Consider the following 25,624-nt stretch of genomic DNA (forward strand, 5'->3'; position numbering starts at 1 on the left):
TCAATCGGACGAAGCCGTATAGCTGCCGGAGATTTTGACAATCGGAACACTGTCCGAAAACGTTACGTTCTCCAGCGTACCGTGATGTTTGAAGTCCCCACCGAACGGAGGACGCTCGACGATTACCGTGAGCTTGCCACTTTTCGGACCGAAATGTTCAGTACCTTCGGGATCACGATAGTCCAGCCGTTGACCGGGCTGCGCTGCGTAATCTATGGTGTGCGTACCGTCAGGCAGAGCAGAGCCGTATTGGACAAAGACACTTTCAGGCCATTCACCATTGAGCGTTGCATACGATAGATAGGCGATGCCGTCTTCCACTTCAAACTTGCGTGGCGGCTCATCCCCTACATAAACCAGAAAAGTACCTGTTACGGTCACTTTCGGCGATGCGGAATCCTGGGTACTCATGACAAACTCCTTTAACCGGGTTTTAGGCGCTGACTGATTGTCAGCCCTGGAGCGCTCAGTTAACGGAGTTTCGGAAGTGTATGGCTACTGTCAGAACTGACAGTTGACAATGATTTCAGATCAACGGCAATACCAAAACGAACATAGCCGATTCAGGGCTCGATCCCCAGTTCATGTCTGACGAGACCGAGCAACTTGGCGGTATCGATCGGTTTGAGCAGGAAATCCACCACACTCAAATGCATCGCCGCGATCGCGTCCTTCACGTCGGCATCGCCCGAAACAATGATGATCGGCATCGCCGCCCGTACCGATTCACGCACCTGACGAATCAGGTCCAGCCCATCGACATTGCCCATCCGCAGATCGGTGATCACCAGGCCGATGGAGGGCCTTTCCTCGAGCATCTTCAGCGCGGACTCACCGCTGGCCGCGGTCATGCAACGAATACCGTCCAACCCGAGAATCTCCGACAACAGCTCCCGGGCGTCCTTGTCGTCATCGACGATCAATACGCGCTGCGGTGGCAGATCGGGTTCGAGCATTACAGCGCTGAGCGCTTCGCGCTCGGCGTCGCTCAAAATATCGTGGTCGGACATGGCGTTCTCTACGTTTTCAGTTCGATCCCCTGGCACAGTGGTCAGACATCGCTGGGCAGAGCTTCAATGTGCACTTCGTCGGATTTTTTTCCAAGGGGCGAACCGAAGAATTTCCGACTGATTTTGTAGGGCATATCCGAAAATTCCCCAACGGCATGCCCAACCTAGACTTACGTCCAATGGGCACCCCGCGCGATGGGGTCGACCATGGCTGCAACGATCCGACAACAACAATTCGAAAAAGACTGCGGTAATGGTTATGAGTAAAGCGGACGCCTTCACCCAGGCAGGGAAAACCGCGGTGTTGCAGAACATTCAGGGCACTTTGCAATTCCTCCAGCGCTTCCCCCCTTTCAATCAAATGGAACACGCCCACCTGGCCTACCTGGTGGAGCAATGCCAGCTGCGCTTCTACGGTCAGGGCGAAAGCATCATCAAACCCGCCGACGGGCCGGTCGAACACTTCTATATCGTCAAGCAGGGCCGAGTGGTCGGCGAGCGTCCGCACACGGCCAATGGCGGCACCGAAACCACGTTTGAAATCACCACCGGCGAGTGTTTTCCCCTCGCTGCGCTGCTCGGCGAACGGGCGACCCGCACCGAACACCTGGCCGGCGAAGACACCTTCTGCCTGCAACTGAACAAACTGGCGTTCATCAAGCTGTTCGCCCTTTCCAGCACCTTCCGCGACTTCGCCCTGCGCGGAGTCAGCAGCCTGCTGGATCAGGTCAATCAGCAAGTCCAGCAGAAAGCCGTGGAAACCCTCGGCACCCAATACTCGCTGAACACCCGTCTCGGCGAATTGGCCATGCGCCATCCGGTGACCTGCAACCCCTCCACCCCACTGCGCGAAGCGGTGAAGCTGATGCACGAACAGCAGGTCGGCAGCATCGTCGCGGTGGACGAGCAAAAGGCACCGCTGGGGATTTTCACCCTGCGCGACCTGCGCCATGTCGTGGCGGAAGGAGTTGGCGACTTCAGCGAGCCGATCGAGCGTCACATGACCCGCTCGCCGTTCCATCTGTCGCCGGATCACAGCGCCTTCGACGCGGCGATTGCCATGACCGAGCGGCATATCGCCCACGTGTGTCTGGTCAAGGATCGACGCCTGTGCGGCGTGGTTTCCGAACGGGATCTGTTCTCGCTGCAACGGGTCGATCTGGTGCACCTGGCGCGGACCATTCGCAGCGCCCAACGGGTCGAACAGCTGGTGACCCTGCGCGGCGAGATCGGCCAACTGGTGGAGCGCATGCTGGCTCACGGTGCCTCGTCGACCCAGATCACCCACATCATCACCCTGCTCAACGATCACACCGTGTGCCGGGTAATCGAACTGACCCTTGCCGAAAAAGGCGACCCCGGCGTACCGTTCAGTTGGCTGTGCTTCGGCAGCGAAGGCCGGCGCGAGCAGACTCTGCACACCGATCAGGACAACGGCATTCTGTTCGACGCGCGGGATGCGGCCCATGCGGCGGAGATTCGCGGCAAGCTGCTGCCCATCGCCCAGCAGATCAATACCAGCCTGGCGCAATGCGGTTTCACCCTGTGCAAGGGCAACGTCATGGCCGGCAATCCGCAGCTGTGCCTGTCCCGCGCCGAATGGGCCCGACGCTTTGCCGCGTTCATTCGCGAGGCGACGCCGGAGAACCTGTTGGGCTCCAGCATCTATTTCGACCTGCGCGTGGTCTGGGGTGATGAACAGGGCTGCGAGCAATTGCGCCGCGGGATTCTCGATCAGGTCGGCGACAATCGTCTGTTCCAGCGAATGATGGCCGAGAACGCCTTGCGCAACCGTCCGCCGGTTGGGCGATTCCGTGAGTTCGTGCTGACCCGCAAGAACGGCGAGAAAGCCACGCTTGACCTGAAAATCCAGGGCCTGACCCCCTTTGTCGACGGCGCACGTTTGCTCGCACTGGCCCATGGCATCGACGCCAACAACACCCTCGAACGCTTTCGCCAACTGGTGGATAAAGAAGTCATCGACCGGCTGGATGGCGCCGCGTACGAAGAGGCCTATCACTTCATCCAGCAGACGCGCATGCAGCAGCATCAACTGCAGACCCGGGAAAACCTGCCGTACTCGAACCGGGTCGATCCCGACAGCCTCAATCATCTGGACCGGCGCATCCTGCGTGAATCCCTGCGCCAGGCCCAGCGCCTGCAAAGCAGCCTGACCTTGCGGTATCAGCTATGAGCCTGTTTTCGTGGCTGCGCCCGGCCAGCCCCGTTGTGCCGCACGACCTGCAACAACGCCTGACGAAACTCCCGGCCATCGGCGAGCTGCGCGAGTGCAGTCTGCGCGAACAGCGTTGGGTGGTGCTGGATCTGGAAACCACCGGGCTGAACCTGAACAAGGACCGGGTGCTGTCGATCGGCGCGGTGGTGATCGAGGACGGAGCGATCGACTTCAGTCAGCAGTTCGAACGCACCCTGCAATGCCGCGAGCTGAAACTCGGCCCGAGCGTGTTGATTCACGGTCTGGCACCGAGCGCGATTGCCGCCGGCAGCGAGCCCACCGAAGCCCTGGTCGAGCTGCTGGAGTTTATCGGCGACAGTCCGGTGCTGGCGTTTCACGCCTCCTTCGACCAGCACATGCTCGGCCGCGCATTGAAGGAACATCTGGGGCACAAGTTGCAGACGGTGTTCCTCGATGTGGCGCAGATCGCCCCGCTGGTTTGCCCCCAGGCGCACATTCGCGAGGCGGGGCTGGACGAGTGGATCGACTGGTTCAAGCTCGAAGTGTTCGAACGTCACCATGCGAGCGCCGATGCTCTGGCCACGGCGGAACTGGCGCTGATCCTGTTCAGCCGGGCACGCCAGCAGCAGATCCACAGTCCGCTGAATCTGCAGCAACGCCTGAGTCAGTGGAAACGCCGCCAGCAGACGCATTCGTTCTGAATCCGGGTTGTCGCCCGACAACCCGACCGGTGGCCAATTGCTAACCATTCCCACCTCTGCCACAATCGCGAACAATTCTCGTTAGTTAACACTTCCCAGTCGGTGTCGTCGTGTCTTCAGCCCAAAGCCCTCAAAGTGAGCTCGTCGGTGCGTTGTATCGCGACCACCGCGGCTGGCTGCTGGCTTGGCTGCGGCGCAACGTGGCTTGCCCGCAACGCGCCGAGGACCTGAGCCAGGACACCTTCGTCCGCCTGCTCGGCCGCGACGAGTTGCTGACACCCCGCGAACCCCGGGCGTTTCTGGTGGCGATCGCCAAAGGGTTGCTGTTCGACTACTTCCGCAGGGCCGCGCTGGAACAGGCGTATCTGACCGAACTGATGCTGATCCCCGAGGGCGAACAGCCCTCGGTCGAAGAACAGCAACTGATCCTCGAAGACCTCAAGGCCATCGACCGCATGCTCGGCAAGCTGTCGACCAAGGCCCGCGCCGCTTTCCTCTATAACCGCCTCGATGGCCTGACCCACGCCGAGATCGCCGACAAACTCGGCGTGTCGGTCCCGCGCGTACGCCAGTACCTGGCCCAGGGTATTCGACAGTGCTACATCGCGTTGTACGGTGAGCCAACATGAGCCCGGCCAGTTCTAGACCGGTCCCGGCCCATGTGCTGGACGCGGCGATTGCCTGGCAATTGACCCTCGATTCCAGCACGCCACTGGAGCGCGAAGAGTTCGCAAAGTGGCACGCGGCCAACGAAGAACACGCCCGCGCCTGGCGCCAGTTGGGCATGCTCGACCAGCGTTTCAGCGTGGCCAAGGGCCCGGCACGCAACGCGTTGCTGCAATCGCGCGAAGGTATCCGCCGCCGGGTGCGCAAGCTGGGCAGCGGGCTGGCCAGTGTCGTGGCGGTGGTCGGTCTGGCGTTGTTTGCCGGCGAACGTTATCTGCCGCTGGATTACTGGCTCGCCGATCAACGCACCGCCACCGGCGAACAGCGCACCGTGCGCCTGGCCGACGGCACCGTACTCAACCTCAATACCCACAGCGCGGTGGATGTCCGTTTCGATGAAAAACAACGCCTGATCGTGTTGCAGGAAGGCGAAATCCTTGTCGAAACCGGTCACGGCGATGCGCGGCCATTCATCGTCGAAACCGCCGAGGGCAGCATGCGCGCCCTGGGCACGCGGTTTCTGGTCAAGCGCGAAGACGCCGGCACGCGCCTGAGCGTTCTGCGGTCGGCGGTGGCGGCGCATCCGCAATCCGATCCGCAGGAACAGATCCTGCGCGAAGGCCAGCAAGTGCTGATCCGCCACAACGGTCTGGATTCGGTGGTGGCGCTCAACCCCGGCGCCGATGCCTGGACCCGCGGCATGCTGGTGGTGGACAACGCGCGCCTGGAAGACCTGGTGCATGAACTTGGCCGCTATCGTCGCGGCCATCTGGGCATTGCGCCGGAAGTCGCCGACCTGCGCATCACCGGCAGCTTCCCGCTGCACGACACCGACAAGGCGCTGAACGCCCTGCTGCCAACCCTGCCGGTGCAGATCGAGCAGCACACCCCATGGTGGGTAACCGTGGCCAAGGCTGATCCGAAGCCCTGACATTCAGCACTGCCTGCCCACGACTGGCCGCCTGCCACACCCCTGAAAACGGACTTTCTGCTGACTTGCGCAGCCATGTCGTTCGTTAATCGAAATTATTTTCATCCAGCCCTATCACTTTTCGAATCTCGTCCGGCACACAGGCAATTGAGAAATATTTCCATTCAGGAGCCGCCGTATGTCCCGTTCGCTAGACACCTTGTTGCGCCCCAGTTTGCTGGCGGTCGCCATTGCCCTCTGCACCCCGCTGGCCAGCAGCCAACTGATCGCCGCTGAACAGGCATCGAGCGTGCGCGCCTACAACCTGCCGGCGGCCCCGCTGTCGACCACCCTGAACCAAATCGCCAGCCAGGGCGGCCTGACGCTGTCGCTGAACCCGTCGCTGGCGGCGGGCAAGACCTCGGCGCCGGTCACCGGCCAATATGACGCGGCCGGCGCCCTGCGCGCGGCGCTGCGTGGCACCGGCCTGCAACTGGAACAGAGCGGCTCTGGCACCTACACCCTGGTCGCCGTGCCGGAAGGCGCGATGGCCCTGCCGGAAACCTCGGTGATCGGCGTGGAAAACTTCGAAAGCGCCTGGGGCCCGGTCGAAGGCTACACCGCCACGCGCACCGCCGCCGGCACCAAGACCGACACCGCGCTGGTCGAAGCGCCGCGTTCGATTTCGGTCGCCACGCGCCAGCAAATGGAAGACCGAGGCGTGCACAGCCTTGATGACGCCGTGCGCTACATGCCGGGCATCACCGCCAGCAGCTACGGCAGCGACACTCGCGCCGACTGGCTGCGCGTGCGCGGCTTCGAACCGACCCAGTTCCTCGACGGCCTGCCCCTGCCAAAAGGCGTGTACGCCAACCCGAAACAGGAAACCTGGAACCTCGACCGCCTCGCCCTGCTGCGCGGCCCGGCCTCGTCGGTGTACGGCCAGACCCCGCCGGGCGGCCTGCTCGACATGGTCAGCCGTCGTCCGAGCGATGTGCAGAGCAGCGAAATCCAGTTGCAGTACGGCAGCGACAACCACCGCCAGATCAACTTCGCCAGCACCGGCAAGATCGACGACGCCGGCCAGTTTCTCTACGGCCTCAGCGGTGTGGTACGTGACAGCGGCACGCAGATCGACCACGTCGACAACAAGCGCTACAACATCGCGCCGAGCCTGACCTGGAACATCGACGACGACACAAAATTCACCCTGCTGACCCAGTTCACCCGCGACGATACCGGCATCACCAGCCAGTTCCTGCCGGTGCAGGGCACCAAGATCGACATGCCGTTCGGCAAGGTTTCCCATCACAAGAACCTCGGCGATCCGGACTGGGAATACTACGACCGCACCTACTACGCGCTGGGCTATGCCTTCGAACATCGCCTGAACGATACCTGGCAGTTCAAGCAGAACCTGCGTTACACCAAGTCGGATCTGTCGTTCCAGGGCATCACCGTCGGCTCGTATCCGTTCACTCAAGTGGACAATGACGGCAACGTCGGCCGTACCACGACCATCGTCGACGAGGACATCAGCCAGTTCGCCGTGGACAACAACTTCCAGGCCGACTTCGCCACCGGCGACATCCGCCACACCCTGTTGCTGGGCCTGGATCACCAGCGCAGCAACACCAACTACACCTCGATTTTCGGCAGCGCACCGGAGATCAATGTGAACAACCCGATCCATGGTCAGCCGATCGTGCGCCCGGCGCGTTCCACCGCCTTCTATGACTACAACCAGAAGACCTACCAGACCGGCCTCTACGTCCAGGACCAAATGGCCCTGGACCAATGGCGCCTGACCCTGGGCGGTCGTGAAGACTGGGTGCATACCAGCACTCAATTCATCAACAAGGGTGACGCCACCAACACCCAGCGCGACAAGGCGTTCAGCGGTAACGCGGCGATCAGCTATGTCTTCGACTCCGGTTTCGTGCCGTACCTGTCCTACGCCGAATCATTCCAGCCGACCACTGGCGCCGACGCCTCGTCGACCGAATCGCTCAAACCCACCGAAGGCAAGCAGTGGGAACTGGGCATCAAGTACCAGCCACCGGGCAGCAAGACCCTGCTGACTGCGGCCGTGTATGACCTGACCCAGAAAAACGTCTCGGTCAGCTCGTTCGTCAACGGCGTATCGATCACCAGCCAGACCGGTGAAGTCAAAGTCAAAGGCCTGGAGCTGGAAGCCGTCTCCGACGTTACCGACAACCTGAAGGTCATCGCCGCCTACACCCTGGCCAAGTCCGAAGTGCAGAACGGCGCCGACAAGGGCAACCGCCTGCAACTGATGCCGAATCAGCAAGCCTCACTGTGGGCCGATTACACCTGGCACAGCGGCGTGCTCGACGGCTTCGGCATCGGCGCCGGCGCGCGCTACACCGGCAACACCTACGGCGACAAAGCCAATACCTGGCTGGGCAAGGCAGACGCCTACACCGTGTTCGACGCCGCCGTGCATTACGACCTCGGTCGTCTGGACAACAGCCTCAAAGGCGCGTCGCTGGCACTCAACGCCACCAACCTGCTGGACAAGGATTACATTTCCACCTGCGACAGCTTCTACTGCTACTACGGCGACCAGCGCAGCGTCGTCGCCAGCGCCACTTACAAGTGGTAAGCGCCTGAGCTGAACAGGCCCTGCAACCAGGCCGTCCCTCGTGGACGGCTTGGGTGTTTTTGAAGGTCATGAAATGAAAAGTAAAACAATTCGCCGCTGGTCCTTCGTCCACACCTGGACCAGCCTGATCTGCACCGTGTTTTTGCTGCTGCTGGCCCTGACCGGCCTGCCGCTGATTTTCCATCACGAGATCGACCACCTGCTGGGCGATGCGCCCGAGTTGCGGGTGATGCCGGCGGACACGCCGCATCTGAACCTGGCGCAACTGGTCGAAGCGGCGGAGAAGCATCGGCCCGGCGAGGTCGTGCAGTACTTCGGTTTCGAAGACGACGAACCGAATGCCGTGCTGACGATCATGGCCAGGACCGCCGGCACCGAACCCAACTCCTCGCACACCTTCATGCTGGATGCGCGCACCGGCGAAGCACTGGAAATGCCGTCGGCCAACGGTGGGCTGATGCTGTTCATCCTGCGCCTGCACGTCGACATGTTCGCCGGTCTGCCGGGCAAGCTGCTGCTGGCGTTCATGGGTTTGCTGTTCGTGGTCGCGATCGTGTCCGGCACGGTGTTGTACCTGCCGTTCATGCGCCGCTTGAAGTTCGGCACCGTGCGCCAGGACAAATCCACCCGCCTGCGCTGGCTCGACCTGCATAACCTGATCGGCGTGGTGACCCTGACCTGGGCGCTGGTGGTCGGCGTGACCGGTGTCATCAGCGCCTGCGCCGATCTGCTGATCGCCGCGTGGCGGGCCGAAGCCCTGACGACCCTGATCGCGCCCTACCGCGATGCCCCGCCCCTGACGCAACTGGCCCCGGCGACCCGTGTGCTGGAGATTGCCAGTGACGTCACACCGGGGATGAAACCGGACTTCATCGCCTTCCCCGGCACGCGCTTCTCCAGCGAGCACCATTACTCGGTGTTCATGAAGGGCGGCACCCACCTGACCTCGCACCTGCTGACCCCGGTGCTGATCGACGCCAGCACCCTGCAAGTCACGGCGGTGGCAGAGCGACCGTGGTACATGGACGCCATGGGCATGTCGCAGCCGCTGCACTTCGGTGACTACGGCGGCATGCCGATGAAAATCCTCTGGGCCACGCTGGACGTGCTGACCATCATCGTCCTCGCCAGCGGCGTGTACCTGTGGGTGGTACGGCGCAAGGCCGCGAAACCGGTGTTGGAAACGGCGGAGGCCGCTGCATGAAGCCGCGTCAGTCGAATTTCTGGAAAGTCTTCAGCACGCCGCTGGTGATCGCGCTTCTGAGTGCGGCGGGCCTGTTCGCGGCGCTGCTGGGCGACGGGATCTGGGATGGCCTGAGCTGGGTGGGTCTGGGCATTCCCACAGCCCTTGCCCTGCGCGGATTGCTGCAACGTCGCTGAGATTTGCATTGGCTGGACTGGCCTCTTCGTCGGATCGCCGCCCGGGGCAAGCCCGCTCCCACAGGGTTCGCGGTGTTCACGGGATCGGTGAACACCCGAGAACGTGTGGGAGCGGGCTTGCCCGCGAAGGCGTCTGCAAAGACGCTATCAAACTCTCGCCAGCCACGCCGGAACTTACTAGGCTACGCCTTTGCACTTTGAAGACTGCCGAGGAATGCCCATGTCCGCTCCCAGCATGACCCTGTTCCACAACACCCTGTCCCCGTTCGTGCGCAAAGTCATGGTGCTGCTGCACGAGACCGGCCAGCAGGATCGCGTCGCGCTGCAGGATTGCGTGCTCAGCCCTGTCAGCCCGGACGCCGCCCTCAACGAAGACAACCCGCTGGGCAAGATCCCGGCCCTGCGCCTGGCCGACGGCAATGTCATCCATGACAGCCGGGTGATCCTCGATTACCTCGACCACCAGCACGTCGGCAACCCGCTGATTCCCCGCGACGGCTCGGCCCGCTGGCGGCGCCTGACCCTGGCCTCGATGGCCGACGGGATCATGGACGCCTCGGTCATGGTGCGTTACGAGCAGGCCCTGCGCGCCCCGGAAAAACACTGGGACGAATGGCTCGAGGCCCAGCGCGAGAAGATCCGCCGCGCCCTCGCCCTGCTGGAACGCGACGCGATTGCCGAACTGACCTGCCACTTTGACGTCGCCGCGATCAGCGTGGCCTGTGCGCTGGGTTACTTGGATCTGCGCTTCCCGGATCTGGGCTGGCGTGAAGCCAATCCGCAACTGGCCAACTGGTTCTTTGAAGTGAGCCAGCGGCCGTCGATGATTGCGACGATGCCGAAGGTTTGATGTGCCGGGCGGGAGGCAGCGAGGCAAAGATCAGCGTCATCAACAACTCGGCCTCCCGCTGCTCCTCACGCAGCCCCACGAACCGGCTCATTGCACCGCTCCGATATCGAACTCCAGCGGTTTGGCCGGTTTCTGCCCGATCCCGTACCAGTCCAGATTGCGGGTCAGCACCATGAACACACCGAGCAGACCGAACAGCAGCAGCGAGCCCATCAGCAGCGCGTAATCCTCGGCGCTCAGCAGGCCGTAGAGCAAGCCGTACAACGCCGCCAGCCCCGCCGAAAAACTCAAGCCATGCCGCACGCTGCGCAGCACATGGCAGACGTAGAACCCGATCAACAGCACACAACCGCTGGCCGACAACAGATACGCCAAGGCAAAACCGATGTGCTCCGACAACGACAGCAGCAACAGATAAAAGAACGCCAGCGCCACACCCACCAGCGCGTATTGCACCGGGTGCACCGCCAGGCTTTTCAGCACTTCGAACAGGAAGAAACCGGCGAACGTCAGGACGATGAACAGCAGCGCATATTTGATCGCCCGGTCACTCTTCAGATACTGATCCACCGGATCGATGAAGCTCACGCCGAAACTGCGCCCGTTGAACGCCTCACAATCATTGCCCGACACGCAGCGGCTCATCGCTTCTTGCAAATTGGTGGAGAAAAACGAGGTCTGCCAGTCAGCGGTAAAACCCAGATCGTTGATCTCGCGTTTGGCCGGCAGGAAGTTACCGATGAAGCTTGGGTGCGGCCAGTTGGCGGCGAGGTTTACCCGGCTGGTTTTGCCCACCGGCAGCACCTGCAACGAACCGGTGCCTTGCAGGCGCAAGTCGAAACCGAAGGCCAGTTCCGTGGTCTTGCTGGTGTCCAGCGCCGGCAGCGTCACTCGCACACCCTCGCCCAGCCAGCCAACCTGAGTACCGGGCACGAAGTCCAGGCGTTGCGCGCCCAGTTCCAGCTTCAGCGCGTTTTCAATCCCGCGAATGTCACTGATACCGACCGCCAGGAACGGCGCTTCGAAGCTGTAATCGGCAAAATCCTCCTTGATCCCCAACTGCGCCGGCAGCGAGAAATGCCCACTGATGCGGTTGTCGGCATGGAACAGCCGCGCCTCGTAAATGCCCCGGGCACGCAGCTCGGTCTGCACCTGGCCGTCGAGCTCAAAACGCTCCGGGAGGAAATACAGGCGTCCACGTTCTTCGCCGATTTCCTGGTAACGCTCATCGCTTTTCTCTTTGGTTTTCCAGGTGCGCACCACTTTGCGATACGGCACAACCATCACCGGCCCGCTGAGTTGCTGGCTGAAGCTTGAGCTTCTGGCAATGTCTTCCAGCACACCGTCGCGCAGTTGCTGGCGATCGTCGATGATGCCGTCAATCATCAACAGCGGCACCAGCAATACCAGGATCAGCAGGGCAATGGCCCCGAGTTTGAATGTCAGATTTCGGTTCATCGGAACGCTCCCTTGTTGGAATGGAGCGAGTCTGCAAACGCTGTATGGATTTGTTATGGAGGTTGTGTGGGCTTTACGTGGAAATACCTGTAAAACGCTGTTCCACGGGAGCCGCCACCCGACTTTTCCGGCACCGGCGGACAAATGGAACAAAGGACTATTGGATTGCGTAACAACTCTTTCGATCTGATCAGGCACGTGGCCGCGTTATTGGTGCTGGTCAGCCACCACTTCGCCCTGAGCGGTTTGCAGGAGCCGGGCATTTCTGGCTACAACTCACTGGGTGGCATTGCGGTCATTGCCTTCTTTTCGATTTCCGGCTTGCTGATTACCCACAGTTTCCTCAATGCCAAGGGCCTCGCTGACTATCTGGGCAAACGTGTCGCGCGGATCTTTCCGGCGCTGATCGTTTGCGCCTTCCTCATGACGTTTGTGGCCGGCGCGCTGTTTGCCGAGGGCTATGTGACGAGCCCCGCCGTCCTGATCGACTTCCTGCGTATCTCGCTGTTCGGTCGGGCGAGCATCGAGCCAGTCACTGACGGGTTTATCTTCAGTGAATCCTTCAACGGCAGCCTCTGGACACTGAAAATCGAATTCGCTTTTTATCTGTTGGTCGCGGTGGTGCTGAGTCTGCACCGACGGGCGGCAGCAGCGGGTGCGATGCTTGCGCTGTTCTGCGTGGCGACCTTTGTACTGGGCAACGGCCCTGCCACAGCGCTGACTCAGAAGCTCGCGGTGTATGGATGTGCCGGTATCGCGTTTTTTGCCGGATCGCTGCTGGCCTTCTACAAGCAATTGCTGGGCGACAGACGCCGATTGGCAATCATGCTGCTGGCCTTTATCGGGATTGCTTCACTGGCAATCGGGACACCGGTGGCCGGCGTGGTCGTCACCCTGAGCATCTGCCTGGCCACCCTGAGTGTGGGCCTGCTCTACGTCGATCGCACCATCCGGGGTCGATTCGACCTGTCCTACGGCATCTACCTGTATGCGTTTCCCGTACAGCAGTTGGTGATCAACAAGACATCACTGACGTTCGTGCCCTCCATGCTGCTGTCGGCGCTGATCGTGATCGTGCTGGCCATCGCCTCCTGGCACTGGGTCGAGCGACCGGCGCTGCAATGGGCGCATCGCCGAAACAAGGCTCGAATCAACGAAGCGGCAACGCCGTCCTGAGCGGGCGAAGGATTACCGGGCTAATCACGGCAGGTGCAATTGCACCTGCACGCCCCCTGCGAGGTTCTCGATGCGCAGAGAACCACCGTGCAGCTTGATCACCTCCTCGACGAAGTTCAGCCCAAGCCCCGTGCTTTTGCGCCCGCTGTCAGGACGCGGCAATGAATAAAAGCGCTCGGTCAGACGCATCAGCGCGTAATCGGGGATGGGCGCGGCCTCGTTGAACAGGCGAAACACAATCTCGTCGCCAACCCGCTCTGCATCAAATCGCAGCAAGCCCTTGGGTGGCGTGAAATCCAGCGCGTTTTCCAGCAGATTGCCCAAGGCCTGGCGCAGCAGAAACGGCTCGCCGAGCAATGCCAGATCGGCGGGGATGGCCCGTTCGATTCTCAGTTGCCGCCCTTCAATCCGTGCGGCCTGTGCCTGCAAAACTTCATCGACCAACGCCGCGAGCGGTACGGCGACACGTTCTTCCAGGTCCTGACGCTGCTCCACCTGAGCCAGATCGAGCAGGCGCTCGATCAACTGCTGCATCCGGGCACTTTCACTGTCGATGTTGCCGACAAAGCGTAATCGCTGATCCGCCGGCATCTCGCCCTGCAACAACTCGGCGGCACCGCGAATCGCCGCCAGCGGGCTCTTCAATTCATGGGTCAGGGTGTGCACATAACGTTCGACGTAGGCCTTGCCTTCGAGCTGGGTACGCATCTGTTCCACGGCGGTCGCCAACTGCTCCAGCTCGCCGCCGCGATAGTGCGGCACCGCCACCCGACGGCCCTCGCTCACGGCCTGGGCGTACACGGTCAAGCGGTGCAGCGCGCGGCTCAGCCACCACGACAGCACGGCGCCCAGCAGCAGGCCGAGGCCGATCAATCCGGCGCCGTAACCGAGCAAGCGCCGTTCGGTGCGATCGACATAGGGTTGCAGTGAACTGTTGGGTTTGGCCACGGTGACCACGCCGATGATCGCGCCGTTGTCGCGGATCGGCGCACCGACGTGCATCACCGAGGAGTTCGGGTCATTCGGGTCACTGCGGCTGGAGCGTGCGCCGTATTCGCCGCGCAGGGTCAGGTAGACATCGTTCCAGCGCGAGTAGTCCTGGCCGACGGCCAGACCGCTGGAGTCCAGCACCACGATGCCCTTGGCGTCGGTGACGTAGATGCGGTGGTTGACCTGGTTTTTCGCCAGGCCCCAGATCGTCGCCTTCGGCTGGCGCTCGCCATAGGCACGGAGCAATTCGGGCCAGCGATTCTGGTTGAGGGTCCCGGCCTTGAAATCGTCCCGCAGGATTTCCGCCATCAGGTTGGCGGTGTCGACCAGGGTTTCTTCGGTGGACTGGCGCACGCCGGGGCGGATTTCTTCCATCACGGTGTTGAGCACGAAATACCCGGTCAGGCCGATAAACAGCACGTACACCAGGAAAATCCGCAGCCCCAGCGACATCAGCTGTGCCCCGGACTGTAGCTGTAGCCGAGGCCGCGATGGGTCTGGATCGGCTCGGCCTCGGCGCGCACCAGGCGCAATTTGGCGCGCACGCTTTTGATATGGCTGTCGATGCTGCGCTCGTAACCGGCATCCGCCGCCACCCCCAGCGCATCGAGCAATTGCTCGCGGCTGAACACCCGCTCGGGTTGTTCGAGCAGGCATTGCAACAAACGGAATTCGTGGCGGGTCAGGCTCAGAGGCTGGCCGCGATAGCTGATCTGCACGCGTTCGGGATCGATGCGAAACAGCGCCGAGGACGCTTCGATGACCGGACGTGGCGCCATGCGCTTGAGAATCGCCCGGACCCGCGCCGCCACTTCCCGTGGGCTGAACGGTTTGACCACATAATCATCGGCACCGATTTCCAGGCCCACCACCCGGTCGATCTCGGCGTTGCGCGCGCTGAGGAACAGCACCGGTACCTCGCTGAAGCGACGCAATTGCTTGCAGGTTTCGAAGCCGCTGATGTCCGGCAGACCGATGTCGAGGATGATCAGGTCCGCCGGGGTCTGGCGCTGATGCTCCAGCGCCGCCGCGCCCAGGCTCAGCCAGGTCGTGGTGAAGCCCTCGCCCTGCAAGGCAAAAATCAGGGTGTCGGCAATCGCCGCTTCGTCTTCGACAATCAGGATATGAGGCATGGCGTCCGAGCCTGTGGGTTAAGTGCGCGAACGGTGCCCCAAGCCCGGCGTTACGTCAATGAGACCACTTGTTTCAGCAATCAGGTTTGTCAGCGGTGAAACGTCGTGCCGGGTTCACCGCCGCGCCGAACTCGCGCAAGGCCTTGGCACCGATCAGCAACGGGTAGTTGAAGTTGCTGCGGTCGGTCAGGTTGACCTCCACGGTACGCTTGACATCGCCCAAGCACAGCTCCAGATCGACCACCGGGCGCTTGGCCACTTCGGTGCTTTCGCCCTCGTCTTCTTCATCCGAGCGACTCTTGATCTTGCTGATCCGCGCGACCTTGTGCTCGTACACCTTGTTGCTGGCGTCCTTGGTGGCCAGGCGGAAACGCACCCAGTCTTCGCCGTCGCGGGTGAAGGTCTCGATGTCCTTGGCCGACAGCGAGGCGGTCAGCGCGCCGGTGTCCATCTTGGCCTTGAGCACTTCTCCGCCGATTTCCGGCAGCGCGATGTATTCGTAACGACCGTACAGGGTCGGTTCGGCGGCGAGCACCGGCAGGGCGACGAGGGAAAGCAGTGCAAGGAGGGATTTCACGTAAGGGGCTTCCTTGGGAAATGGGGGCGTCAGACGCGAGATTTTAGACCGTTGTTCGCATGAACGTTCCCGGCAGGTTATCGCGCCACAGGTGAAACATTCGTCACCGGCGGATTTGGCCTGCCGGCCGAAGCCACTTATCATGGCGCGCCCATCCGTTTTCCAAGAGTTGCTTATGCGCCGCCTGCTCACCGGCTGTTTCGTCACCCTGCTGCTGTTGTCCAACACCCTGGTATTGTTCGGCCCGCTGATGGTGTTCGCCGTGCTCAAGCTGATCCTGCCCGGGCGCTTTCGCGACTATGCCTCGTGGGCGGTGATGTGGATCGCCGAAACCTGGGCGGAGATCGACAAACTGATATTCCGCCTGTGCATTCCCACGCAATGGGACATTCGCGGCGGCGAAGACCTGCGCAGCGACACTTCCTACCTGGTGATCAGCAACCATCAGTCCTGGGTCGATATCCCGGCGCTGATTCAGACCCTCAACCGGCGCACCCCGTTCTTCAAGTTCTTCCTCAAGAAAGAGCTGATCTGGGTGCCGTTCCTGGGCCTGGCCTGGTGGGCGCTGGATTACCCGTTCATGAAGCGCTACACCAAGGCGTTCCTGGCGAAGAACCCCGAGCTGGCCGGCAAGGATCTGGAAATCACCAAGGCCGCCTGCGAGCTGTTCAAGCGCCAGCCGGTGACCGTGGTGAATTATCTGGAAGGCACGCGTTACACCGCTGCCAAAAGCACTCAGCAGCAGTCACCGTTCAGCCATCTGCTCAAGCCCAAGGCCGGCGGCGTGGCGTTCGTACTGGCGGCGATGGGCGAGCAGCTGGACGCGATTCTCGATGTGACCGTGGTTTATCCACAGCAGAAGATACCGGGGTTCTGGGACCTGATCAGCGGCAACGTGCCACGCGTGATCGTCGACATCCAGACCCGCGAACTGGACCCGACCCTGTGGCAGGGCGATTACGAAAACGATCCGGCGTTTCGCGAGAAGGTCCAGAACTGGGTCAACCAGCTCTGGACCCTCAAGGATCAGCGCATCGCCGAACTCAAGGGCGAGCGCCGCTGAGTCAACCGTTGGTGCCGGTGCCCCAGATGCTGCCCAGGCTTTGCAGCAGCGAACCGCCGACACCCTGCTGACCGAGGTATTGCAATAGGATCGGGGCAAACTGGCCGACCATCCCGCTGTCCATGCCCAACGCACCGAAGGCGTTGTTCAGGTCATTGGTGTCCTTGACGTTGCCCAGCGCATTTTCCAGCCCGGCGGACTTGCCGGACGAGCCGAGCAAGCCGCTCAACGCCGCCAGATTGCCGCTGCCGCCCGACAGTTTGTCGATGCCCGGCACTTCCTTGGCCAGCTCGGAATAATCCGTGTTGCTGAGCTGGTTTTTCGCCAACCCCAGCATGGCACTGGTGCCGCCGACCGCTTGCTGCGGCGTGACGTTCAGCGCGCTCAGGGCACTCAACAGACCGGCGGTTTCCGACGTCGGCGCCGCAGCGGCAGCCTTGTCCCCACCCTGCATGCCCGATACCGCACCGGCCACGTCACTCAAACTGAAACCGGCAAACACCGGCCCTGCCGCCAGGGTCAGGAGCGATGCCAGGGCAAAACCGCGTGAAATCTTCATTCAGACATCCTCTTGTGGCGTGAAGACCGCTTGGATACAGGCGATCAAACTGCCGGTTTGACCGAGCAGGCGGCAGCATGTTCCGGCGTGCACTGGATATTCACATCCTGTTTGTGAAGGAAGCGTGAGGCATGGTTACCCACTTCAGCAATCCGTTATTTCTCCCCTTTATAAAAAGCAATTATTTGATGCCGAAGGGATTTAAAAACCTGTCAGATATGACAGTTAACAGCTCCTCGGGACTGGAATACATTGGTGTTGCATTAATGAATCGGAACAGTGAAGGGCAGGCGCCAGCCATTTAAATGGGAGATACGGCGATGGAAAAGCAATGCGTACAGCGCAATGAACTGCTTGATCCGGGCATCCCGTCGATCATCTTCTGCATCAGTCCGGACGATCCGATCATCAAACACATCAAAGCGGGGCAGAAGGTGACTTATGACCTTGTGCGTGGTGATAACGGCCAGTTTTATGCAGTCGACATCAGACTGGCTCAAGAAGAGGAAATACCCAATCCCATCCAAGCTTCTGCTTTTTTACTGTGAAGTTTTAACCAATCAATAGAAACAGGAAGCACGAACATGGCAGGCGAAAGAGAGCCGGGTATAGTCAAATGGTTCAATGATGAAAAAGGATTTGGCTTCATAACCCCAGAAGGTGGAGGCGATGACCTTTTTGTTCATCACAAAGCCATTGATATAGATGGATTCAGAACTTTGAAAGAAGGACAGAAAGTCACTTTCATCGCTGAAAAAGGGCAGAAAGGAATGCAGGCGGCACATGTGAAACCCGAATAAGGTATTTGCCGCACCGCCCCCTTGTCTATCAAAAAAAACGGCGCTCAAGAGCGCCGTTTTTCATTTGGATATATTTACGCCGCACTAAACAACTTGTGCGTATCAATCACAAACTTCTTCGGCACGCCTGCATCGAACTCGCCGTAACCTTCCGGCGCCTGGTCGAGGCTGATGACCTGCAAGCCCACCACTTCGGCAATGTTGATGCGGTCCCACATGATTGCCTGCATCAGTTGGCGGTTGTACTTCATTACCAGTGGTCTGCCCCGTGTGGAAGCTGTGGGACTGGTCCAGGATTGCCTGCGCCGCCCGACCAGGAAAGATGTCAGGGCAAAACCGCGTGAAATCTTCATTCGGACATCCTCTTGTGGCGTGAAGACCGCCCGGATACAGACGATCAAACTGCCGGTTTGACCGGGGGGGGACTTCCTGCATGTTCCAGACTGCAAAGATCATTTTCCGTCTATAAACATTCAGCTGGCCGTGCGCTTAGATCAGTAACCTCTGAATTATGAAGCAACTATTTCAAATAGAACTTAAAGACTGCCATATATGACAGTTGTCGCGAAAACAACGGACAGAGAGTATGGCTACTCCAATAACCGTGTCGGAGTACAACTGATGTTAAAAAAACCATTTGCTGCCGCGCTGCTGAGTATCGCCCTCGCAAGCACCGCTTATGCTGATTGCCCGAACGCCACTTCGATTACAAAAAAGTCCAACGGCGATTTCGTTGTGACTACCCCGGAGGGTACGTTTCCGGTGACGGTCGATCCAGCCACCGCCTCTCAGTTTGATGTTCAAAAAATGTTTTTTACAGCAGCCCGTCTCAAGGACAAAGAGCAAGCCACTGCCAGAGCAGCCTGCCAGTACGAGGATGGAAAGAAACCTTCACTGCTCGGAGCGTCATTGGTCATCAAGACCGGGAACCCGATCCAACCAGCTGGCTCGAACTGGCAGGGTGATGATTGCGTGACCAAAGACAGCGACGTGACGAAGTGCGCGTTCAAGTGATGTGAAAATTATTTACCGCAATGAATCTATACAACGGAAAAGGGCAACCCGACGGGCTGCCCTTTTTCATCTGCGCAACTTACGCCGCACTGAACAACTTATGCGGATCAATCACAAACTTCTTCGGCACGCCCGCATCGAACTCGCCGTAGCCTTCCGGCGCCTGGTCGAGGCTGATGACCTGCACGCCCACCACTTCGGCGATGTTGATGCGGTCCCACATGATCGCCTGCATCAGTTGGCGGTTGTACTTCATCACCGGAGTCTGCCCTGTGTGGAAGCTGTGGGATTTGGCCCAGCCCAGACCAAAGCGGATGCTCAGGCTGCCCATTTTCGCGGCAGCGTCCACAGCACCCGGATCTTCGGTCACGTACAGGCCCGGAATACCGATCTTGCCGGCGACCCGCACCACGCCCATCAACGAGTTGAGCACGGTGGCCGGGGCTTCGGATTTGACGCCGTCGTGACCATGACCACGGGCTTCGAAGCCCACGCAGTCCACCGCGCAATCCACTTCCGGTTCGCCCAGCAGCGCGGCGATCTGTTCGTGCAGCGGGGTGTCTTTCGACAGGTCGACGATTTCAAAACCCTGAGCCTTGGCGTGGGCCAGGCGGACGGTGTTGACGTCGCCGACGATCACCACCGCAGCGCCGAGCAAACGGGCGGAGGCGGCAGCGGCCAGACCGACCGGGCCTGCGCCCGCGATGTAAACGGTGCTGCCCGGACCGACGCCCGCGGTAACGGCGCCGTGGTAACCGGTCGGCAGAATGTCGGAGAGGCAGGTCAGGTCACGGATTTTCTCCATGGCCTTGTCGCGGTCCGGCAGTTTCAGCAGGTTGAAGTCGGCATACGGCACCAGCACGTATTCGGCCTGGCCGCCGGTCCAGTCGCCCATGTCGACGTAACCGTAGGCACCGCCGGCGCGAGCCGGGTTGACGGTCAGGCAGACGCCGGTGTGCTGCTCCTTGCAGGAACGGCAGCGCCCGCAAGCCACGTTGAACGGAACGGAGACCAGATCGCCGATTTTCAGGCTTTCGACGTCGCTGCCCTTCTCGATCACTTCACCGGTGATCTCGTGTCCCAGCACCAGACCGACCTGAGCGGTGGTACGGCCGCGCACCATGTGCTGGTCGGAGCCGCAAATGTTGGTTGAAACCACACGCAGGATGACACCGTGCTCGATCTTCCTGCCGCGCGGATCCTGCATTTTCGGATAGTCGATTTTCTGTACTTCGACCTTGCCAGCGCCGAGATACACCACACCACGATTGCCAGACATGCTTTCACCTCGCTGTTGTTTTTATGGAACCGCGCCGCCCAGGCAGGCAGCGCGTAAATGCTCGGGTTATTGCTTGTTGGTTTTGCGTTGTCAGTTATGACCCCTTCGCGGGCAAGCCCGCTCCCACATTGGCTCTCTTGGGTGCATGCCATCTTGCTCAAACCACAAATCCCCTGTGGGAGCGAGCCTGCTCGCGATGGCGATCTAAAGAACGACGGTTCTGTTGGCGTTCAAAAAAACCCTTCTTTCAATGTGATACCCAACAGCCCGGGCCAGGGTCAGGCCTTCGATGTCGCGGCCCTTGGCGATCAGGTCTTCCGGGTAATGACTGTGATCCACCGCCTCGACGCCCTGGGCGATGATCGGCCCCTCGTCGAGGTCATTGTTGATGTAGTGCGCGGTGGCGCCCACCAGCTTCACGCCCTTGTTGTAGGCCTGGTGATACGGCTTGGCGCCCTTGAAGCCCGGCAGCAGCGAGTGGTGAATATTGATCGCCTTGCCATCGAGCTTGCGGCACAGCTCCGGCGACAGCACCTGCATGTAACGGGCGAGGATCACCAGTTCGGCGCCGGCCTCCTCGATCACCTGCCACACCTGCCGCTCCTGGGCCGGTTTGTCGTTGGGATCGAGGGGGAAATGGTAGTAGGGAATCTGGTGCCAGTCGGCCAGCGGCTTGAGGTCCGGGTGGTTCGACACCACCGCCGCCACGTCCATCGACAACTGGCCGATGCGCTGGCGGTAGAGCAAGTCGTTGAGGCAGTGATCGGCCTTGGAGACCATGATCACCACTTTTGGCCGGTAGTTCGGCGCGGTCAGCTCGAAGATCATGCCGAACGCCTGACCGCGTTCGGCGAGGCCGGCGCGGAAGGATTGCTCGTCGAAACCGTCGGGCTGACGGAACTCCACCCGAATGAAGAACCGGCCCGAGAGCCGGTCATCGAACGAGTGGTGCTCGGTGACATAACAGCCCTGCTCGAACAGAAAACGCGTCACCGCGTCCACGGTGCCGAGAACGCTGGGGCAGTCGGCGGTCAGAATCCATGTATCCGGGGCGCGGCTCATCGTTTTCTCCTGATCAGGCCTGAACGCTCAGGCCGTATTCGGCGGACGCATCCTGCAACCACAACCACCAGTAATCCGAGAAGCTGCGACGGATCAGCAGTTCCCAGGTGTCTTCGGCGGTGTGGCGGATCATCAGCTGCGACTTGGCGAACACCGTGCCGACCGCCTTGCCGACCGGGAAGTTGTTCGGGTGCACGTCGTAGCTGGTGGATTTCATCAGCACCTGACGCACGTTCGGGCCGCTCAATTCGAGCACTTGCTGGCCGCCGCTGACGTTGACGATGGCGATGTGCAGATCGCCCAGCGCTTCGCGCAGTTTCTGCTCGGCGGCGAACTCTTCACCGCTCGGCACGATCAGCAGCCACTCATCCGGTCCCATCCATTGCAGGCTGGTTTCGCCTTTGACGATGACGCTCAGGGCGCCCGGCAACTCGATGCCCAGGGCCTTGTGCACGCCGGCAGCGAACGCGGCATCGTGGCCGTCGCCACGAATGGTGAGGTGACCGAGGAGTTTTTTCTCGCGCACGGTCACACCGGCGGTCTTGCGGCCCTTGCCGACCAGGCTGGCGAGGTCGGCGTGGTGCAGCGACGACTCGGCCTTGGCCCCGGTGGTCGGGCGTTGTTGGTAAACGTTGGCTGCGGTCATAAAACACCTTCCTGAATTCTGTTGATTACGGCCCTTGTGGTGGCTGTACCGCCGCCTTCGCGAGCAAGGCGAACGTCGCACCGCCGCTCCCACATTCGACCGCATTCCCCTGTGGGAGCGGGCTTGCTCGCGAATGGGCCGACTCGGTGTCATTGCCCACTCACAAGTCCTGAAGCCACTAGATGTTCTGGCGATCGCCTTTCGGATCGAAGAACACCGAAGAAACGATTTCCGCCTCGATCACGCTGCCATCCGCCAGCGGTGCGAACACCCGCTCGCCCATGCGCTTGAGACCGCCCTTCACCACGCCCATGGCAAACGAATAGCCGAGGGAGTTGTGCGCGTAACTGGAGGTCACGTGGCCGACCATGGTCATCGGGATCGACTGCTTGGTGTTGAACACCAGCTGTGCACCTTCCGGCAGCCAGACGTTCGGATCGATCGGCTTCAGGCCCACCAGCTGTTTACGCTGGTCACGCACGCAGTCTTCACGGTTCATGCCGCGCTGGCCGATCCACGAGAACGGTTTGGTGCGACCGACGCACCAGCCCATGTTCAGGTCGTCCGGGGTCATCGAGCCGTCGGTGTCCTGGCCAACGATGATGAAGCCCTTCTCGGCCCGCAGAACGTGCATGGTTTCGGTGCCGTAAGGCGTCAGGTTGTACTGCTTGCCCGCCTCGACGATTTTTTCCAGCACGCCCATCGCGTAATCGGCCTGGACGTTGACTTCGTACGACAGCTCACCGGTGAACGAGATGCGGAACACCCGCGCCGGCACACCGCCGACCAGACCTTCTTTCCAGGTCATGAACGGAAACGCTTCGTTGGCCAGGTCGATGTCGGTCACGGCGCTGAGCAGCTTGCGGCTGTTCGGGCCGGACAGGGTCATGGTCGCCCAGTGGTCGGTGACGGAGGTGAAGTAGACCTTCATCTCTGGCCATTCGGTCTGGTGGTACAGCTCCAGCCACTGCAGGACGCGAGCCGCGCCGCCGGTGGTGGTGGTCATGACGAAATGGTTGTCGGCCAGACACGCCGTCACCCCGTCGTCGAAGACCATGCCGTCTTCCTTGCACATCAGGCCGTAACGGGCCTTGCCCACGTCGAGCTTGGTCCAGGCGTTGGTGTACACGCGGTTGAGGAACTCGCGGGCGTCCGGGCCCTGGATGTCGATCTTGCCCAGGGTCGAAGCGTCCAGCAGACCGACGCTGTCACGCACAGCCTTGCATTCGCGTTTGACGGCCGCATGCATGTCTTCGCCGTTTTTCGGGAAGTACCACGGACGTTTCCACTGACCGACGTCTTCGAACTCGGCGCCATTTTTCAGGTGCCATTGATGCAGTGCGGTGTAACGCACAGGTTCAAAGATGTGCCCGCAGTGACGACCGGCTACCGCGCCAAACGTCACCGGCGTGTAGTTCGGACGGAACATCGTGGTGCCCATCTGCGGGATGGTCACGTTCAGCGAACGGGCGGCAATCGCCAGGCCGTTGACGTTGCCGAGCTTGCCCTGATCGGTGCCGAAGCCCAGCGCCGTGTAGCGTTTGACGTGCTCGACCGACTCGAAACCTTCGCGGGTCGCCAGTTCGATGGCGGCGGCGGTCACGTCGTTCTGCAGGTCGACGAATTGCTTCGGCGCCCGGGAAGTGCCCTTCTCGTGCGGCACCTGGAACAGCGCCAGGGTTGGTTCTTCGAGACGGCTCAGGGCTTTCGGCAACACGGCTTCAACGGCCTGGAAACCGGCTTCGGACGCAGCGCGCACGCCGCCTTCAAAACCGTCAGCCAGAGAATCGCCGAGGCCGTAGACACCATTGATGCCACCGACACACACACGTTTCTGCGGTGCTTCGCCCGGTACGAAGCCGAGGATGTCTTCGCGCCAGATCGGCTTGCCGCCCAGGTGCGACGCCAGGTGCACCACCGGGCTGTAACCGCCGGAGCTGGCGATCAGGTCGCAGTCGAGCCATTCGCCCGGGCTGGTGACCTTGTGGCCTTTGACATCGATCGCCGCCACGCGGGCAGCGGTGACGTGCTTGCTGCCACGGGCCTCGATCACGGCGCTGCCGGTGAGGATGCGAATGCCTTTGGCGCGCGCCTCTTCAACCAGTGCGCCACGCGGATTGCTGCGGGCGTCGGCGATGGCGACCACTTGCAGGCTGGCATCGAGCCAATCCAGCGCCACGCGGTAGGCGTGATCGTTGTTGGTCGACAGCACCAGCTTTTTGCCCGGTGCCACGCCGTAACGGCGCACGTAAGTCGACACCGCGCCGGCGAGCATGTTGCCCGGCACATCGTTGTTGCCGTAGACCAGCGGACGCTCGTGAGCGCCAGTCGCCAGCACCACACGCTTGGCGCGGACGCGGTGGATGCGCTGACGCACCTGGCCGATCGGCGCGCGGTCACCGAGGTGATCGGTGAGGCGTTCATGAATGGTCAGGAAGTTGTGGTCGTGGTAACCGTTGACCGTGGCGCGCGGCAACAGCAGCACGTCCGGAGTACTCTTCAATTCCGCGATGACGCCGGCCACCCATTCCATCGCCGGTTTGCCGTCGAGGCTTTCGCGGGAATCGAGCAGGCTGCCGCCAAACTCTTCCTGCTCATCGGCGATGATCACTCGCGCACCGCTGCGCGCAGCCGCCAGTGCAGCGGCCAGACCGGCCGGGCCGGCGCCGACGATCAGCACGTCGCAGTGCTGGTTCATGTAGTCGTAGGTGTCCGGATCGACTTCGGTCGGCGAACGACCAAGACCTGCGGCCTTGCGAATGTATTTCTCGTAAGTCATCCAGAACGATTGCGGGTACATGAAGGTTTTGTAGTAGAAACCCGGCGGCATCAGCTTGCCGCCGACCTTGCCAAGAATCCCCATCATGTCGTTGTTGACGCTCGGCCAGCCGTTGGTGCTGGTGGCGACCAGGCCCTGGTACAACGCCTGTTGCGTGGCGCGCACGTTAGGGATCTGGGTGGCTTCGGTCGCGCCGATTTGCAGGACAGCGTTCGGCTCTTCGGCACCGGCGGCGAAGATGCCGCGCGGACGCGAATACTTGAAGCTGCGGCCAATGATGTCGACGCCGTTGGCCAGCAGGGCGGCGGCCAGCGAGTCGCCTTCAAACCCCTTGTAGGTCTGGCCGTTGAAGGTGAAGCTCAGCACTTTGTTGCGGTCGATCCGTCCACCGTTGGACAGGCGATTGGTCTGGCTCATACCTTCTCTCCCAGCGCCGTCGTGGCTGTTTTCGCAGTGTCAGCCTTGTCGGTGAATTGCGGCTTGGTGCCGATCTTGTAGGTTTCGAGAATCTCGTAGGTCACGGTGTCGCGGGTGACGTTGAAGTACTGACGGCAACCGGCGACGTGATCCCACAACTCGTGGTGCAGACCGCGCGGGTTGTCGCGGAAGAACATGTAGTCGCCCCACTCCTCGTCGGTGCAGCTTGCAGGGTCCAGAGGGCGCGGGATGTGCGCCTGGCCGGATGCGTGGAATTCCTCTTCGGAGCGCAGTTCGCCGCAGTGAGGACAGAAGATATGCAACATGGGAT

Annotated in this window: 25 protein-coding genes and 1 pseudogene; 13 read left to right on the forward strand and 13 right to left on the reverse strand. The window is 61.2% G+C overall.

Annotated elements, in window-relative coordinates; translation table 11 throughout:
- A complete protein-coding gene (locus K3819_RS26660) occupies nt 1-411 on the reverse strand; it encodes a hypothetical protein (RefSeq protein ID WP_085612963.1) in 411 nt (136 codons plus the stop codon).
- A 152-nt stretch (nt 412-563) separates the two neighbouring features.
- On the reverse strand, nt 564-1,010 hold the full coding sequence (locus K3819_RS26665) for a response regulator (protein ID WP_064599912.1): 447 nt from the start codon (nt 1,008-1,010) through the stop codon (nt 564-566).
- Nucleotides 1,011-1,263: 253 nt separating this feature from the next.
- Here K3819_RS26665 and K3819_RS26670 point away from each other — a divergent pair, with 253 nt between their 5' ends.
- From K3819_RS26670 to K3819_RS26705, 8 genes are all read left to right on the forward strand, one after another.
- A complete protein-coding gene (locus tag K3819_RS26670) occupies nt 1,264-3,204 on the forward strand; it encodes a putative nucleotidyltransferase substrate binding domain-containing protein (protein ID WP_221398228.1) in 1,941 nt (646 codons plus the stop codon).
- Nucleotides 3,201-3,908, forward strand: a complete 708-nt coding sequence (locus tag K3819_RS26675; RefSeq protein ID WP_085612965.1) for a PolC-type DNA polymerase III — start codon at nt 3,201-3,203, stop codon at nt 3,906-3,908. The genes K3819_RS26670 and K3819_RS26675 overlap by 4 nt, the downstream gene beginning before the upstream one ends.
- 110 nt (nt 3,909-4,018) lie before the next feature.
- On the forward strand, nt 4,019-4,537 hold the full coding sequence (locus K3819_RS26680; RefSeq protein ID WP_221398229.1) for an RNA polymerase sigma factor: 519 nt from the start codon (nt 4,019-4,021) through the stop codon (nt 4,535-4,537).
- Complete coding sequence (locus K3819_RS26685; protein ID WP_221398230.1) at nt 4,534-5,505, forward strand: FecR family protein; 972 nt, start codon at nt 4,534-4,536, stop codon at nt 5,503-5,505. The genes K3819_RS26680 and K3819_RS26685 overlap by 4 nt, the downstream gene beginning before the upstream one ends.
- Nucleotides 5,506-5,683: 178 nt before the next feature.
- On the forward strand, nt 5,684-8,110 hold the full coding sequence (locus tag K3819_RS26690) for a TonB-dependent siderophore receptor (RefSeq protein WP_085612967.1): 2,427 nt from the start codon (nt 5,684-5,686) through the stop codon (nt 8,108-8,110).
- A gap of 73 nt (nt 8,111-8,183) precedes the next feature.
- Nucleotides 8,184-9,314: a PepSY domain-containing protein gene (locus K3819_RS26695; RefSeq protein ID WP_085646906.1), complete on the forward strand. Its 1,131-nt coding sequence runs from the start codon at nt 8,184-8,186 to the stop codon at nt 9,312-9,314.
- A complete protein-coding gene (locus K3819_RS26700) occupies nt 9,311-9,490 on the forward strand; it encodes a hypothetical protein (protein WP_221398231.1) in 180 nt (59 codons plus the stop codon). Before K3819_RS26695 ends, K3819_RS26700 begins: the two co-directional genes overlap by 4 nt.
- Nucleotides 9,491-9,710: 220 nt before the next feature.
- A complete protein-coding gene (locus K3819_RS26705; RefSeq protein ID WP_085612969.1) occupies nt 9,711-10,340 on the forward strand; it encodes a glutathione S-transferase in 630 nt (209 codons plus the stop codon).
- Nucleotides 10,341-10,427: 87 nt separating this feature from the next.
- Here the strand turns inward: K3819_RS26705 and creD are convergent, their stop codons facing one another.
- Complete coding sequence (creD, locus tag K3819_RS26710; protein WP_085612970.1) at nt 10,428-11,798, reverse strand: cell envelope integrity protein CreD; 1,371 nt, start codon at nt 11,796-11,798, stop codon at nt 10,428-10,430.
- Between the two features lie 165 nt (nt 11,799-11,963).
- Between creD and K3819_RS26715 the strand changes: the two genes are divergently transcribed.
- Nucleotides 11,964-12,974, forward strand: a complete 1,011-nt coding sequence (locus tag K3819_RS26715) for an acyltransferase (RefSeq protein WP_085612971.1) — start codon at nt 11,964-11,966, stop codon at nt 12,972-12,974.
- 24 nt (nt 12,975-12,998) lie between these two features.
- Here the strand turns inward: K3819_RS26715 and creC are convergent, their stop codons facing one another.
- The 3 genes from creC to K3819_RS26730 form a co-directional block, all read right to left on the reverse strand.
- On the reverse strand, nt 12,999-14,417 hold the full coding sequence (gene creC / locus K3819_RS26720; protein WP_085612972.1) for a two-component system sensor histidine kinase CreC: 1,419 nt from the start codon (nt 14,415-14,417) through the stop codon (nt 12,999-13,001).
- On the reverse strand, nt 14,417-15,097 hold the full coding sequence (creB, locus tag K3819_RS26725; protein WP_007959816.1) for a two-component system response regulator CreB: 681 nt from the start codon (nt 15,095-15,097) through the stop codon (nt 14,417-14,419). Before creB ends, creC begins: the two co-directional genes overlap by 1 nt.
- A gap of 73 nt (nt 15,098-15,170) precedes the next feature.
- The gene (locus K3819_RS26730) at nt 15,171-15,674 is read right to left on the reverse strand and encodes an ATP-dependent zinc protease (RefSeq protein ID WP_064599935.1); all 504 of its coding nucleotides are present in this window, start codon (nt 15,672-15,674) and stop codon (nt 15,171-15,173) included.
- A 175-nt stretch (nt 15,675-15,849) separates the two neighbouring features.
- Here K3819_RS26730 and K3819_RS26735 point away from each other — a divergent pair, with 175 nt between their 5' ends.
- Complete coding sequence (locus K3819_RS26735; RefSeq protein WP_221398232.1) at nt 15,850-16,737, forward strand: acyltransferase; 888 nt, start codon at nt 15,850-15,852, stop codon at nt 16,735-16,737.
- Nucleotide 16,738: 1 nt separating this feature from the next.
- On the opposite strand, the gene K3819_RS26740 is transcribed toward K3819_RS26735, so the two are convergent.
- A complete protein-coding gene (locus K3819_RS26740) occupies nt 16,739-17,296 on the reverse strand; it encodes a DUF2780 domain-containing protein (protein ID WP_085612974.1) in 558 nt (185 codons plus the stop codon).
- Between the two features lie 320 nt (nt 17,297-17,616).
- Between K3819_RS26740 and K3819_RS26745 the strand changes: the two genes are divergently transcribed.
- Nucleotides 17,617-17,844: a hypothetical protein gene (locus K3819_RS26745; protein ID WP_085612975.1), complete on the forward strand. Its 228-nt coding sequence runs from the start codon at nt 17,617-17,619 to the stop codon at nt 17,842-17,844.
- A 36-nt stretch (nt 17,845-17,880) separates the two neighbouring features.
- Nucleotides 17,881-18,096, forward strand: coding sequence for a cold-shock protein (locus tag K3819_RS26750; protein WP_085612976.1), 216 nt, complete (start codon nt 17,881-17,883; stop codon nt 18,094-18,096).
- 74 nt (nt 18,097-18,170) lie between these two features.
- On the opposite strand, the pseudogene K3819_RS26755 reads toward K3819_RS26750, so the two are convergent.
- Nucleotides 18,171-18,384: pseudogene (locus tag K3819_RS26755) on the reverse strand (formaldehyde dehydrogenase, glutathione-independent); the annotation flags it as partial.
- Nucleotides 18,385-18,648: 264 nt separating this feature from the next.
- On the opposite strand from K3819_RS26755, the gene K3819_RS26760 reads away from it, so the two are divergent.
- Nucleotides 18,649-19,110 carry a hypothetical protein gene (locus K3819_RS26760; RefSeq protein ID WP_256575406.1) on the forward strand — a complete coding sequence of 154 codons (462 nt, stop codon included), beginning with the start codon at nt 18,649-18,651 and terminating at the stop codon, nt 19,108-19,110.
- A gap of 79 nt (nt 19,111-19,189) precedes the next feature.
- Here the strand turns inward: K3819_RS26760 and fdhA are convergent, their stop codons facing one another.
- From fdhA to K3819_RS26785, 5 genes are all read right to left on the reverse strand, one after another.
- A complete protein-coding gene (gene fdhA, locus K3819_RS26765; protein WP_085612977.1) occupies nt 19,190-20,389 on the reverse strand; it encodes a formaldehyde dehydrogenase, glutathione-independent in 1,200 nt (399 codons plus the stop codon).
- Nucleotides 20,390-20,593: 204 nt separating this feature from the next.
- Nucleotides 20,594-21,451: a formyltetrahydrofolate deformylase gene (gene purU, locus K3819_RS26770; protein WP_007959808.1), complete on the reverse strand. Its 858-nt coding sequence runs from the start codon at nt 21,449-21,451 to the stop codon at nt 20,594-20,596.
- Nucleotides 21,452-21,464: 13 nt separating this feature from the next.
- Nucleotides 21,465-22,097 carry a sarcosine oxidase subunit gamma gene (locus K3819_RS26775; protein ID WP_064599941.1) on the reverse strand — a complete coding sequence of 211 codons (633 nt, stop codon included), beginning with the start codon at nt 22,095-22,097 and terminating at the stop codon, nt 21,465-21,467.
- A gap of 178 nt (nt 22,098-22,275) precedes the next feature.
- A complete protein-coding gene (locus tag K3819_RS26780) occupies nt 22,276-25,293 on the reverse strand; it encodes a sarcosine oxidase subunit alpha (RefSeq protein WP_039768017.1) in 3,018 nt (1,005 codons plus the stop codon).
- Nucleotides 25,290-25,619, reverse strand: coding sequence for a sarcosine oxidase subunit delta (locus K3819_RS26785; protein WP_007959805.1), 330 nt, complete (start codon nt 25,617-25,619; stop codon nt 25,290-25,292). The genes K3819_RS26780 and K3819_RS26785 overlap by 4 nt, the downstream gene beginning before the upstream one ends.
- Between the last annotated feature and the right edge of the window lie 5 nt (nt 25,620-25,624).

The sequence above is a fragment of the Pseudomonas sp. 3-2 genome (genome assembly GCF_019710535.1).
Classification (GTDB): domain Bacteria; phylum Pseudomonadota; class Gammaproteobacteria; order Pseudomonadales; family Pseudomonadaceae; genus Aquipseudomonas; species Aquipseudomonas pharyngis.